Source organism: Flavobacterium sp., from assembly GCF_044361065.1.
Lineage (GTDB): Bacteria > Bacteroidota > Bacteroidia > Flavobacteriales > Flavobacteriaceae > Flavobacterium.
The window spans coordinates 1-12,802 of record NZ_JBIKJI010000048.1 but is presented as its reverse complement, the minus strand read 5'-3'; the positions used below and the strand labels follow the sequence as shown (position 1 = coordinate 12,802).

Below are 12,802 nucleotides of genomic sequence, written 5' to 3'. Positions count from 1 at the left end.
CCGTATTAGATATTCAGTTAAAAGACGGAAAAGAAGGAACGAGTTTTACGTTGTAATTTCGGATTTACGAATTGGGATTTACGATTTACAAAATAAAAATTATGAAGAAACTATTCATTTTTCCATTTATAGTAATTATTCGGTTTTATCAGATTGTAATTTCGCCTTTAACGCCGGCAACTTGTAGGTTTGCTCCTACTTGTTCGAATTACAGTAAAGAAGCATTAGAAAAACATGGCATTTTAAAAGGAAGTTGGCTCGCTATAAAAAGAATTACAAGTTGTCACCCATGGGGAAAAAGTGGTTACGATCCAGTTCCTTAAAAAGTGACTTCGATTGCCTCAGTCACCGCTGCTTAAAAATCTCGAAAGTAACCGTTGCTTGAGACTCTCGGAATCACCAGTTCAAGAAGCTCTAAAAAGTAACCGTTGCTTGAGACTCTCGAAAGCAACATAAATAAATATAAAAAATTAAACATATAAAAAACAATATTCGGTAATCCTTTTAAACTTTTAAACCTATAAACATTTAAACTAAAAAATTATGATTTGGAATCCAACAGAAGGTATCGATTTAGGTTTTTTCATGATTCGTTTTTACAGCTTAACGTGGGTAACTGCTTTTGCTTTGGGCTGGTACATTACTAAATTTATCTTCCAAAGAGAAAAAGAGTCTATAGAAAAATTAGATAATTTATTTGTATACACCATAGTAGCTACAATGCTTGGTGCACGTTTAGGTCATGTTATTTTTTATCAACCAGAATTATTCTCACAAGACCCTTTAAGTGTTTTATTACCTATAAGCACAAAACCAGAATTACATTTTACAGGTTTTAGTGGATTAGCCAGTCATGGTGCAGCAATTGCTATTATTATTACGATGTATTACATCAAAACAAAAGTGCTACAACGTCCGTTATTATGGATTTTAGATAGAATTGTAATTCCTGTTGCTTCAGGAGCCGTTTTTATTCGTTTAGGAAACTTTATGAATTCTGAAATTTTTGGAAAAGAAACATCAAAAGACACTTTTATGGCTATGAAATTTGTGAAAGGTGAAGATAATTTACCGCCGCAAGTAGCCTCGCAATTAACAAATATACCAGACGGAACACAAGCCTATAATGCGATTGCAAATGATGTTCAGTTTAAAGGTATTTTAGACAAAATTCCTTACAGATATCCAGCTCAATTATTTGAAGCCTTATTATACATTCCTGTTTTCTTTATCTTATTTTATATGTATTGGAGAACAGATGCCAGAAACAAACCAGGTTTATTATTTGGAACGTTTTTAGTATTACTTTGGTCGGTTCGTTTCTTTGTGGAATTTGTAAAAGACAGTCAAGGTGGCTTTGAAGAATATTCAATGTTCAATGCCTTATCTACTGGGCAATGGTTGAGTATTCCTTTTATCATACTTGGGTTTTATTTCATTTATGCTTCTCAAAAGAAAAAAGTTATCTAATACTATTATACAGAAATAAAAAAAGGCAAACTCTAAATTAGATGTTTGCCTTTTTTTGTTTTTATCCTCTAAATTTCCATTCAAATTCGTCTTTATCATTGATGATTGCACCAATTTCTACTTCAACTATTTCGTCATAATCGACGTGGAAAAACAACCAATTGTCTTCGTTAAAATAAATATCAATCCCTTCTTCTGAATCTTTTTCAAACTTGGTGATTTTGTTTAGTGCTAAATCGCCATTTACTAAATCCCACACTTTATTTATTATGGTAGTCCCAAATAATTTAATGTCTGGATGTGTAGTCGTAATATAGCCCAATTTCATGTCTTCCTCAATATAAAACGTCAACTTCATACGTTCTTTGTTATACACATAAATCGTATTGTTTTCGTCGTCTGTAAACGTTTTATTTGGTTTTCCGTATAACGCTTCTACGTATTTTGGAGTCATACCAAATTCTAATCTATCAATTCCGTTTTTTAATTTAATTTCCATGGCTTTAGGTTTTATACTAACAAAGTTAGGGTTTTTAAATATTGAATTTGCAAATAATTTCTAAATTAATAATTTTCACCGCAGATTCGCAGATTATCTGTATAGATAAAATCTGTGAATCTGTGGTAAAATAATATTAAAAAACCACGAAAATCAAATGAAATTCGTGGTTTAATATATTTATATAAAATCTAATTATATTTTGGTACGTTTTCTTTCCGTTTCCGTCAAATAAATTTTTCTTAAACGAATCGATTTTGGTGTACACTCTACATATTCATCTTTTTGAATGTATTCTAAAGCTTCTTCTAATGAGAAAATAACTGGAGGAATAATTCTTGCTTTTTCATCATTTCCAGATGAACGAACGTTAGATTGTTTTTTCTCTTTCGTTACGTTGACACACATATCATCACCACGAGAGTTTTCACCAATAACTTGACCTTCGTAAATTTCAGCATTTGGTTCTACAAAAAACTTACCTCTATCTTGTAATTTATCAATAGAATAAGGTATTGCTTTTCCTTTTTCCATAGAAATTAACGAACCTTTGTTACGTCCAGAAATTTCTCCTTTATACGGTTCATATCCTATAAAACGGTGAGCCATAATAGCTTCACCTGCAGTAGCAGTAAGTAATTGGTTACGTAATCCAATAATTCCACGAGATGGAATATTGAATTTTATAATCATACGTTCCCCTTTAGTTTCCATACTTAACATTTCACCTTTACGTAAAGTTACAAACTCTACAGCTCTACCTGATAAACTTTCCGGTAAATCGATAGTTAATTCTTCAATTGGCTCACATTTAACACCATCAACTTCTTTAATGATAACTTGTGGTTGTCCAATTTGTAATTCGTAACCTTCTCTTCTCATAGTTTCAATAAGTACCGATAAGTGTAATACACCACGTCCAAAAACCATGAATTTATCTGCAGAATCCGTCTCACCCATTCTCATGGCTAAATTTTTCTCTAACTCTTTTTCTAATCTTTCTCTAATATGACGAGACGTTACAAATTTACCTTCTTTACCAAAAAATGGTGAATCGTTAATTGTAAACAACATACTCATTGTTGGTTCGTCAATTGCAATAGAAGTTAAGGCTTCAGGGTTTTCAAAATCTGCAATAGTATCACCAATTTCAAAACCATCTACACCAATAATGGCACAAATATCTCCAGCAATTACACTTTCTACTTTCTTACGACCTAAACCTTCAAAAGTGTGTAACTCTTTAATTTTTGATTTTGTAATAGTACCATCACGTTTTACCAACGAAATGTTCATTCCTTCTTTTAATTCGCCTCTTTCTAATCTACCAATCGCGATACGACCAGTAAATGCTGAGAAATCTAAAGATGTAATTAACATTTGAGGTGTTCCTTGTCCAACATTTGGAGCTGGTACATGCTCGATAACCATATCTAATAATGCTTCAACATTATCCGTTACATTTTCCCAATGATCCGACATCCAGTTATTTTTAGCTGAACCATAAACTGTTGGAAAATCTAATTGTGCTTCTGTAGCGCCTAATTCGAACATTAAGTCGAATACTTTTTCGTGAACTTCTTCTGGCGTACAGTTTTCTTTATCTACTTTATTAATAACTACGCAAGGTTTTAAACCTAAATCGATCGCTTTTTGTAATACGAAACGCGTTTGTGGCATTGGTCCTTCAAAAGCATCTACTAACAAACATACACCATCGGCCATGTTTAATACACGCTCTACTTCTCCACCAAAATCGGCGTGACCAGGCGTATCAATAATATTAATTTTAGTTCCTTTATAAGAAACAGAAACGTTTTTAGAAGTAATTGTAATACCTCTTTCACGCTCTAAGTCGTTATTATCTAAGATTAAATCTCCAGTATTTTCGTTATCACGGAACAATTGACAGTGATACATAATTTTATCAACCAATGTAGTTTTACCGTGGTCAACGTGGGCAATAATTGCAATGTTTCTAATAGATGACATATATTCTTTTTTTGAAAGTGCAAAGGTACGTTTATTATCTTGATATTCAAACAACTATTCATTTAGTTTACATTTTAATAAATTTAGAAGTAAAATGTTTCATTTTCAATATATTAAAATTAATAAGTATTACTAATCTGTTACCTTCGAGAACCTCAGGCAACAGATAAATAAAGGATAATAAACAAAAAAAGTCCTGATTTTCATCAGGACTTTTAAATTATCTTAAGTTACTATTATAATTTAGCAACTAATTTTGTTAACTTAGATTTTAAGTTTGACGCTTTATTAGCATGAATAATGTTTTTCTTAGCTAATTTGTCAATCATTGAAATAACAACAGGTAATTTCGCTGCAGCTTCTGCTTTTACAGTTGCTAAACGAATTGCTTTAATTGCATTACGTGTCGTTTTGTGTTGGTATTTATTCAATACTCTTCTTTTCTCGTTGCTTCTAATTCTTTTTAAAGCTGACTTATGATTTGCCATTTTTTTATATTTTAAATGTAAATAACTATTTTATGCATTAGTAGAAAAATAAGAAAAGCCTCCCACAATTGATTTTAAAAACCAATCACTTCAGTTTTAACTAACAAAACAAGTAAAGGAGACACCAAAACCCATTTCATAAAACCATTTCAAAACTAATTTGTAGTCCGTAGGGGAATCGAACCCCTCTTACCAGGATGAAAACCTGGCGTCCTAACCGATAGACGAACGGACCAGTAACTGATTTAATGTTTCAGTAAAAACAGTGTAGTCCGTAGGGGAATCGAACCCCTCTTACCAGGATGAAAACCTGGCGTCCTAACCGATAGACGAACGGACCATTACATTTCCGTAATGCGAGTGCAAAAATACAACTATTTTTTATTTGTGCAATACCTAATGTGAAAATTTTCAGTTTTTTTGAAAACCTTCGTTTAATGCTCTATTTATAAGACATTTATTAAAAATAGAAATTCCAAATCTAAAATTCCAAATCTAAAATTCCAAATCGTAAATCGTAAATCGTAAATCGTAAATCGCTTAATACGCTTTTGCGAATAAAACCCTTCCTTTTGATGGTGCTCCAGAGAAAATACAAACGCCGGCTTCTTCTACTCTATCTAAAGGAATACATCTAATCGTTGCTTTGGTTTCCTCTTTAATTTTCTCTTCGGTTGCAGCGGTTCCATCCCAATGCGCAGAAACAAAACCTGTTTTATGTTCTAAAACATCTTTAAATTCAACATACGAATTCACTTCTGTAGTATGTTCAGTACGATAATCTATAGCTTTATTAAATAAATCATTCTGAATTTGCTCTAATAAATCTTGAATATACGATACAATTCCATCAGCAGGTTTTACTTCTTTGGTTAAAGTATCTCTTCGTGCTACTTCAAAAGTTCCGTTTTCTAAATCTTTCGGACCAATAGCTAAACGAACTGGCACACCTTTTAATTCCCATTCTGCAAATTTAAAACCAGGTTTTTGAGTGGTTCTGTTATCAAATTTTACAGAAATATTAAGTTTTTTGAATTGCGCAACTAAACCATTTGCTACTTCAGAAATACGTTCAAATTCTTCGTCAGTTCTAAAAATCGGAACGATAACTACTTGAATTGGCGCTACGTTTGGCGGTAAAACCAGTCCATTATCATCAGAATGTGTCATTACTAAAGCCCCCATTAAACGAGTAGAAACACCCCAAGACGTTCCCCAAACATATTCTTGCTTCCCTTCTTGATTGGTGAATTTTACATCAAATGCTTTGGCAAAATTTTGACCTAAAAAGTGCGAAGTTCCAGCTTGTAATGCCTTTCCGTCCTGCATTAGAGCCTCTATACAATACGTTTCATCTGCTCCAGCAAAACGTTCTGTTTCTGTTTTTAATCCTTTTACAACAGGAATCGCCATAAAATTTTCAGCAAAATCAGCATAAACGTGCATCATTTTTTCTGATTCATCTAATGCTTCTTCTTTAGTAGCGTGTGCGGTATGCCCTTCTTGCCATAAAAATTCGGCAGTTCTTAAAAACAAACGCGTTCTCATTTCCCAACGCACTACATTTGCCCATTGGTTAATTAATAAAGGTAAATCACGATAAGATTGTACCCATCCTTTATATGTACTCCAAATTATGGCTTCAGAAGTTGGTCGGACAATTAGTTCTTCTTCTAACTTCGCATTTGGATCCACCATTAATTTACCTGGTTTATCTGGATCGTTTTTTAATCTATAATGAGTAACAATAGCACATTCTTTTGCAAAGCCTTCTGCGTTTTTTTCTTCCGCTTCAAACATACTTTTTGGTACAAATAATGGAAAATATGCATTACTATGACCGGTTTCTTTAAACATTTTATCTAATTCAGCCTGCATTTTTTCCCAAATTGCATAACCGTATGGTTTAATTACCATACAACCTCTTACCCCTGAATTCTCAGCTAAATCAGCCTTTACGACCAATTCGTTATACCAAGCAGAATAATCTTCGCTTCTAGTTGTTAAATTTTTACTCATTTTTATAATATTGGCACAAAATTTGTTTAATTTGTATTAATTTAGTGGTACAAAACTACTTAATTTTGTAAAGACCAACAATAAAAATTAATATATATGAAAACAAATCGCATTTTTCAGCTAAAAACACTTAGATTTTTAAGTCTAATTGTAGGTACTATCACAGTAGTAAGTTGTGGTTCGTATCAAAATTCGTCGTATTATGATGATGATGGCGTTTATGGTCCTGATAATTCAGATAAAGCAAAACGAGTGGTACAAAACGAAACCAGTTCAGGTTCTTACAGCAATGCCTATGCTCAACAATTTAAAAGTATGAAAGAAGAGTTTGGACCTACAGAAGTATTAACGGATGTAGACAACTATAAATCAGCACCCGACACGGTATATGTTCAAGAAAATGGAACTAGATATGGTGGATGGGGTGAAAACCCAACCAACAATAATATTGTAATTGTAAATGATAATTGGGGTTGGAACAACTGGGGTTGGAACAACTGGGGAATGAACGGATGGGGTTGGAATGGCTGGTATGGCAATAACTGGGGAATGAACGGTTGGGGTTGGAATGGCTGGTATGGTAACAACTGGGGAATGAACGGTTGGGGTTGGAATGGCTGGTATGGTAACGGTTGGGGCTGGAATGGCTGGTATGGCAATAACTGGGGAATGAACGGTTGGGGCTGGAATGGTTGGTATGGTGGCGGCAGAAATGTGGTAATCAATAACGGACCTCGTGGTGGCTATATAAATAATAATGGTAATTCTGGAAGACTAACTTCTGGAAGAGTTGGAAATAGTATTGGAAGCCCTAGAACTCAAATTGGTCAAACTAGAGGAAATTCAATCGGTACACCTAGAACTCAAACTTCAGAACCGAGAACTTTTACTCCAAGAGGAAACACAAATACAGGAACGCCTAGAGCACCTATTTCTGATCCAAGAACTTATAATCCGAGAGGAAACACCAATACTGGAACTCCGAGAACACAAACCTCAGAACCTAGAACATACACTCCAAGAAATGAAACCCCTAGAAGTGAAGCGCCAAGAACAATATCTACACCTAGAAGTTCCGACTTTGGTGGCGGAAGAAGTTCAGGAGGATTTGGCGGAGGCGGCTCTACTGGTGGAGGCGGAAGATCTGGCGGCGGTGGTCGTGGAGGAAGATAATAAACAAGTCTAAAAAATACCTGCTTGAAACTTTCAGGCAGGTTAAAAATATAATTTTAAACATATGAAAAAGATACTATTTTCTTTATTAATAGGAAGTGCTTTTACTGTTAGCGCACAAGAAACCACTATGTCTGATGCATTACGTTACGGCATACAAAATTTAAATGGTACTGCCAGATACAGAGCAATGGGTGGTGCATTTGGTGCTGTTGGAGGCGATTTGTCAGCTATAAATAGTAACCCAGCAGGTTCTTCAATTTTTAATTACAATCAAGCCACAATATCCCTTTCTAGTTTCAATAAAAGCAATACAGCTAATTATTTTGGAACAAATACTAAATCAAACGATAATTCTTTAGACATTAATCAATTGGGTGCAGTATTTGTTTTTAATGATAATCAAGCAAAAAGTGGATGGAAAAAATTTGCTTTAGGGTTGAATTATGAAAACGCTAATAATTTTGATGACTTTATTGTAAGTGAAGGTACAAATCCGTTCAACTCAATGGACAGTTATTTTTTACGATTTGCAAATGCTAGAACGGGTAATATTGGAGGAAATTATTATGAAGATTTAGATTTCATTGACCAACAAGCCCTTTTAGGTTACGATTCGTATCTGATTGATTATGACTCCGCAACTGATAATTATTATACCAATGTGCCTGGTGGAGGTAAATATTTTCATAAAAATACTATACAAGCCAAAGGTTATAATGGGAAATTTACAATGAACTTTTCTGGTGCTTACGAAGATAGATTATATGTAGGTATGAATATGAATTTTCATTTTACAGATTATTTAAGATCTTCCTCTTTGTACGAAAGTAATTTAAATGCTTTTTATACTACTGGATTTAGCATTGACACGGCACGTTTCAACAACGAATTGTATACATACGGTTCTGGGTTTTCTATGAACTTTGGAGCCATTTATAAAGCGAATCAAAACATCAGATTAGGATTGGCATACGAAACACCAACTTGGTATCGCTTAAATGATGAATTAACACAAAGCATTTCAACAAATTATTACAATGCTACAAATACAACTATGAATCAGGCATTCGTAAATCCAAATGCTGTCAATGTATATCCAACCTATAAAATTCAAACACCGAGTATATTAACAAGCAGTGCTACTGTTTTATTTGGTAAAAAAGGATTGTTAAGTGTGGATTATATTTCAAAAAACTTTGCAAAAACACAATTTAAACCTAATAGCGAAATCATTTTTAGTACTTTAAATACGCAAATAAAAAACGAACTTCAAGATAGTTATGAACTACGAATTGGTGGTGAATACAAAATAAAACAATGGAGCGTTAGAGGCGGGTATCGCTTTGAACAAAGTCCTTACAAAGTAAAAACCGCTTTTGGTGATGTAACAAGTTATTCTAGTGGTTTAGGATATAATTTCGGAAATTCTAAATTAGATATTTCGTATACTAACGAAAATCGTGAAAGAACAGAAGCCTTATTAACTTCTGGCTTAAATGATACGGCAAGAATTAAAAATAAAAACAATAATGTCACTTTAACGTATGTGGTAAATTTTTAAATCACACACAAATATTTCACAAATGTCGCTTTACTTCAAGTTTAGCGACATTTTTTTATTAATTTTGCACCCTGAAACAAAACAAATACTATGAGAACCAAGTCTTTAAAGAAAAATAAAATCAACGTCATTACCTTAGGTTGTTCTAAAAACGTATATGATAGTGAAGTTTTAATGGGACAACTTCGTGCCAACGGAAAAGAAGTAACACACGAAGCCACAAAAGACGAAGGAAATATCATAGTAATTAATACGTGTGGTTTTATTGATAATGCAAAAGAAGAATCGGTAAATACGATTTTAGAATATGCCGAAAAGAAAGAACAAGGTTTAGTAGATAAAGTTTTTGTTACAGGTTGTTTATCTGAACGATACAGACCCGATTTAGAAAAAGAAATTCCAAATATTGATCAGTTTTTTGGTACTACAGAATTACCTTTACTATTAAAAGCATTAGGTGCCGATTATAAACACGAATTAATTGGGGAACGTTTAACCACAACGCCTAAAAATTACGCCTATTTAAAAATTGCTGAAGGTTGCGATAGACCTTGTAGTTTTTGTGCGATTCCTTTAATGAGAGGAAAACACAAGTCTACTCCTATTGAACATTTGGTGATTGAAGCAGAAAAATTAGCAAAAAATGGGGTTAAAGAATTAATTTTAATTGCACAAGATTTAACCTATTACGGTTTAGATTTATACAAAAAAAGAAATTTAGCTGAACTTTTAGAAGCCTTAGTTAAAGTGGAAGGAATTGAATGGATTCGATTACATTACGCCTTCCCTACTGGTTTTCCAATGGACGTTTTAGAATTAATGAAACGCGAACCAAAAATTTGTAATTATTTAGATATTCCGCTACAACACATTTCAGATAGCATTTTAAAATCGATGCGACGCGGAACGACTCAAGAAAAAACAACGAATTTAATTAAAGACTTTAGAGCGTTAGTTCCTGAAATGACCATTAGAACAACTTTAATTGTAGGGTATCCTGGCGAAACTGAAGAAGATTTCAATATACTTAAAAATTGGGTTGAGGAAATGCGTTTCGAACGTTTGGGTTGCTTTACCTATTCTCACGAGGAAAACACACACGCCTATTTATTAGAAGACGATGTTCCAGAAGAAGTAAAACAAGACCGAGCCGCACAAATTATGGACATTCAAGCACAAATTTCTTGGGAAATAAATCAAGAAAAAATTGGACAAACATTTAAATGTGTCATCGACAGAAAAGAAGGCGAACATTTTGTTGGAAGAACGGAATTTGACAGTCCAGATGTAGATAATGAAGTATTAATAGACGCTTCAAAATTCTATTTAAAAACTGGAGATTTCGTAAATTTAAAAATCAATGACGCTACAGAATTTGATTTGTATGCGGAGCCTGTATAAAAGTAAACTCTAAACCTTTTTACTTTTACCTTTTGCCTTTTACCTTAAAGAAAACCTAATTCAACTGTTCACTGAAAATAGCAATTAATGTATGTGCATCCACAATATGATTTGGCGACTCTTCAATTAGTTTTAAAACGCGTTTCATCGCATACGGATTTAGTCCCATATGAATGCCAATTTCATTAATTTTTATAATTTCTCTTTCGTGCAAAAGATTATCACAACGCATTAATAAAGCCAAACGATAAAACTGACAAATTCGGTTCATTTCGTCTTTTATTACTTTAACTTCACCTTTATTTTCGTATAATTTCAATAAAGTAGCTTTATCAATTTGTAATTCATAGGCTACAATTTCAATAAAATCATATTCTTTATCGTGTAATTCGCCGTCAATTAAAGCAAACGAAATCATTTCTTGCAACAAACTAATTTTTTCTTGAGTAGTTTCCATCAAAATTATTACTTTTATATCCAGTTGGATGTAATTATTAAAAGTGTTTTTATTTTACTTTTTTTTTGCCACGAATTCTCGAATATTTGAAAATTTTAGTAAAAATTAGTTCATCTTTGATGAAAATTCGAATTAAATAGAGATTGCAATACAAAAAATTCGAAAATTAGTGGCTAAATAAAATATAATGCTAATTAGACCCAAAGGGTTTTTATAGTAATCTTCAAATATAAAAAAATGCAACAATTTTTAAGACTATTTCTATTCTTTTTTTTGATTTCTATTACGAAAACAGTAGCACAAAAGCGATTTTCCACATTTGAAATAGACGCACCACAGCTTCAAACCAAAAAGAAAATTTGGGTGTATTTACCTCTAAATTACGAAAAATCCAATAAAAAATATCCCGTAATTTATATGCACGATGCCCAAAATTTATTTGATGTAAAGGCTTCATATGCTGGAGAATGGAACATTGATGAAACCTTAGATAGTTTGAAAGCGAAAGTCATTATCATTGGTATTGAACACGGAAATGAAAAACGCATAGACGAACTTACTCCGTATAAAAACGAAAAATATGGCGGCGGAAATGCCAATGCCTACTTAGAATTTATTGTAAAAACAGTAAAACCTCATATTGATTCAACCTACAGAACCAAAACAAACGCAAAAAACACGGGTATTTGGGGCAGTTCACTTGGTGGATTGGTTTCTTTTTACGCAGCTTTGCAATATCCAGAGGTTTTTGGAAAGGTAGGTTGCTTCTCGCCTGCTTTTTGGATTAACAAAAAAGAAATTTTTGAAAAAATGGAGCACATACCAAAATTTACTACCAAAATTTATTTGCTTTGTGGCGATAAAGAAGATAGCGGTGCAATGGTTTCTGATATGAAAGAAATGGAAACAATAATCAATTCAAAACGCTGTGAATGCCAAAAGCTAAATAAATCAGTAATCGTAAAAGAGGGCGAACATAACGAAAAATTATGGCGAAATGCATTTGCAAAAGCGTATCTTTGGCTTTTCTGATAAAATTGATTTACGATTTACGATTTACGATTTACGAATAACAAACCATAAACAATAAAATGAATAACAACGATATCTTCAAAAAACTACGTGTAGCATTACAATTACGTGATGACCAAATAGTTGAAATTTTAAATTTAGTCGATTTTAAAATGTCGAAAGGCGAATTAGGTGATATTTTCCGTGCGGAAGACCACGCTAATTTTATGGAATGTGGCGACCAAGTACTTCGTAATTTCTTAAACGGATTAATTATTCATTTACGTGGGACAAAGGAAAACCCAAAAAATCCACGTGAAGTAATTAAGTCGCACAAAGATTACGAAACACAAACAGAACGAACAGATAAAACCATTTACGAACCGAAAAAACCATATAATAAAACGGATAGTAAAACACAGTTTAAACCAAGAACTGGCGACAAAAAGGATTTTAAACCAAAAACCGGTGAAAGTTCAGATAAAAAACCAGCGTTTGGAAAAAATAAATTTGGCAACGATAAAAAACCAGCCAAACAAAATCCGGTTGAAAAATTTAAATTTAAAGCTGGAAAAAAATAAAATCAAATCCTCAATAGTGTAGAGGATTTTTTATTTATGATTTATCTAAAAAATAAATTACAACTTCTTAAAGTAATCTAATAAAACAATATCATTTATTTTTTCTGGGGTAAAAATCTCTAAAATTGATGGTTTATTCTCGTTCGA

General features: G+C 32.8%; 12 protein-coding genes and 2 tRNA genes. 7 read left to right on the top strand and 7 right to left on the bottom strand.

Annotation, left to right across the window (positions count from 1 at the left end):
- Window positions 1–101: 101 nt before the first annotated feature.
- Both yidD and lgt read left to right on the top strand, forming a co-directional pair.
- The gene (gene yidD, locus ACIQ11_RS04635) at window positions 102–323 is read left to right on the top strand and encodes a membrane protein insertion efficiency factor YidD (RefSeq protein WP_396153251.1); all 222 of its coding nucleotides are present in this window, start codon (window positions 102–104) and stop codon (window positions 321–323) included.
- Window positions 324–543: 220 nt separating this feature from the next.
- Window positions 544–1,470: a prolipoprotein diacylglyceryl transferase gene (gene lgt / locus ACIQ11_RS04630; protein WP_396153249.1), complete on the top strand. Its 927-nt coding sequence runs from the start codon at window positions 544–546 to the stop codon at window positions 1,468–1,470.
- A gap of 61 nt (window positions 1,471–1,531) precedes the next feature.
- On the opposite strand, the gene ACIQ11_RS04625 is transcribed toward lgt, so the two are convergent.
- From ACIQ11_RS04625 to proS, 6 genes are all read right to left on the bottom strand, one after another.
- On the bottom strand, window positions 1,532–1,969 hold the full coding sequence (locus ACIQ11_RS04625; protein ID WP_396153247.1) for a hypothetical protein: 438 nt from the start codon (window positions 1,967–1,969) through the stop codon (window positions 1,532–1,534).
- A gap of 195 nt (window positions 1,970–2,164) precedes the next feature.
- Entirely contained in the window at window positions 2,165–3,961 is a 1,797-nt protein-coding gene (gene typA / locus ACIQ11_RS04620) for a translational GTPase TypA (protein WP_396153245.1), read from the bottom strand.
- Window positions 3,962–4,197: 236 nt separating this feature from the next.
- Window positions 4,198–4,449 (bottom strand): 30S ribosomal protein S20, encoded by a 252-nt coding sequence (rpsT, locus tag ACIQ11_RS04615; protein WP_291241119.1) that lies wholly within the window; start codon window positions 4,447–4,449, stop codon window positions 4,198–4,200.
- A gap of 163 nt (window positions 4,450–4,612) precedes the next feature.
- Window positions 4,613–4,684: transfer RNA gene (locus ACIQ11_RS04610), tRNA-Glu, on the bottom strand.
- A 33-nt stretch (window positions 4,685–4,717) separates the two neighbouring features.
- A tRNA-Glu gene (locus ACIQ11_RS04605) sits at window positions 4,718–4,789 on the bottom strand.
- 200 nt (window positions 4,790–4,989) lie between these two features.
- Window positions 4,990–6,468, bottom strand: a complete 1,479-nt coding sequence (gene proS / locus ACIQ11_RS04600) for a proline--tRNA ligase (RefSeq protein WP_396153242.1) — start codon at window positions 6,466–6,468, stop codon at window positions 4,990–4,992.
- A 96-nt stretch (window positions 6,469–6,564) separates the two neighbouring features.
- On the opposite strand from proS, the gene ACIQ11_RS04595 reads away from it, so the two are divergent.
- The 3 genes from ACIQ11_RS04595 (at window position 6,565) to rimO (ending at window position 10,606) form a co-directional block, all read left to right on the top strand.
- Window positions 6,565–7,641 (top strand): hypothetical protein, encoded by a 1,077-nt coding sequence (locus tag ACIQ11_RS04595; protein WP_396153240.1) that lies wholly within the window; start codon window positions 6,565–6,567, stop codon window positions 7,639–7,641.
- Window positions 7,642–7,705: 64 nt separating this feature from the next.
- The gene (locus ACIQ11_RS04590; RefSeq protein WP_396153238.1) at window positions 7,706–9,205 is read left to right on the top strand and encodes an OmpP1/FadL family transporter; all 1,500 of its coding nucleotides are present in this window, start codon (window positions 7,706–7,708) and stop codon (window positions 9,203–9,205) included.
- 90 nt (window positions 9,206–9,295) lie between these two features.
- Window positions 9,296–10,606 (top strand): 30S ribosomal protein S12 methylthiotransferase RimO, encoded by a 1,311-nt coding sequence (gene rimO / locus ACIQ11_RS04585; protein ID WP_396153236.1) that lies wholly within the window; start codon window positions 9,296–9,298, stop codon window positions 10,604–10,606.
- Window positions 10,607–10,661: 55 nt separating this feature from the next.
- Here the strand turns inward: rimO and ACIQ11_RS04580 are convergent, their stop codons facing one another.
- Window positions 10,662–11,063: an excinuclease ABC subunit B gene (locus tag ACIQ11_RS04580; RefSeq protein WP_396153253.1), complete on the bottom strand. Its 402-nt coding sequence runs from the start codon at window positions 11,061–11,063 to the stop codon at window positions 10,662–10,664.
- A 237-nt stretch (window positions 11,064–11,300) separates the two neighbouring features.
- Between ACIQ11_RS04580 and ACIQ11_RS04575 the strand changes: the two genes are divergently transcribed.
- Both ACIQ11_RS04575 and ACIQ11_RS04570 read left to right on the top strand, forming a co-directional pair.
- Window positions 11,301–12,095, top strand: coding sequence for an alpha/beta hydrolase (locus ACIQ11_RS04575; RefSeq protein WP_396153234.1), 795 nt, complete (start codon window positions 11,301–11,303; stop codon window positions 12,093–12,095).
- A gap of 59 nt (window positions 12,096–12,154) precedes the next feature.
- Window positions 12,155–12,655 carry a DUF1456 family protein gene (locus ACIQ11_RS04570; protein WP_396153232.1) on the top strand — a complete coding sequence of 167 codons (501 nt, stop codon included), beginning with the start codon at window positions 12,155–12,157 and terminating at the stop codon, window positions 12,653–12,655.
- Window positions 12,656–12,802 lie beyond the last annotated feature (147 nt).

What these genes read in the sequence shown, in the direction of transcription:
- yidD (WP_396153251.1), top strand. Translation starts at nt 102, where the DNA reads ATGAAGAAACTATTCATTTTTCCATTTATAGTAATTATTCGGTTTTAT.
- lgt (WP_396153249.1), top strand. Translation starts at nt 544, where the DNA reads ATGATTTGGAATCCAACAGAAGGTATCGATTTAGGTTTTTTCATGATT.
- ACIQ11_RS04625 (WP_396153247.1), bottom strand. Translation starts at nt 1,969, where the DNA reads ATGGAAATTAAATTAAAAAACGGAATTGATAGATTAGAATTTGGTATG.
- typA (WP_396153245.1), bottom strand. Translation starts at nt 3,961, where the DNA reads ATGTCATCTATTAGAAACATTGCAATTATTGCCCACGTTGACCACGGT.
- rpsT (WP_291241119.1), bottom strand. Translation starts at nt 4,449, where the DNA reads ATGGCAAATCATAAGTCAGCTTTAAAAAGAATTAGAAGCAACGAGAAA.
- proS (WP_396153242.1), bottom strand. Translation starts at nt 6,468, where the DNA reads ATGAGTAAAAATTTAACAACTAGAAGCGAAGATTATTCTGCTTGGTAT.
- ACIQ11_RS04595 (WP_396153240.1), top strand. Translation starts at nt 6,565, where the DNA reads ATGAAAACAAATCGCATTTTTCAGCTAAAAACACTTAGATTTTTAAGT.
- ACIQ11_RS04590 (WP_396153238.1), top strand. Translation starts at nt 7,706, where the DNA reads ATGAAAAAGATACTATTTTCTTTATTAATAGGAAGTGCTTTTACTGTT.
- rimO (WP_396153236.1), top strand. Translation starts at nt 9,296, where the DNA reads ATGAGAACCAAGTCTTTAAAGAAAAATAAAATCAACGTCATTACCTTA.
- ACIQ11_RS04580 (WP_396153253.1), bottom strand. Translation starts at nt 11,063, where the DNA reads ATGGAAACTACTCAAGAAAAAATTAGTTTGTTGCAAGAAATGATTTCG.
- ACIQ11_RS04575 (WP_396153234.1), top strand. Translation starts at nt 11,301, where the DNA reads ATGCAACAATTTTTAAGACTATTTCTATTCTTTTTTTTGATTTCTATT.
- ACIQ11_RS04570 (WP_396153232.1), top strand. Translation starts at nt 12,155, where the DNA reads ATGAATAACAACGATATCTTCAAAAAACTACGTGTAGCATTACAATTA.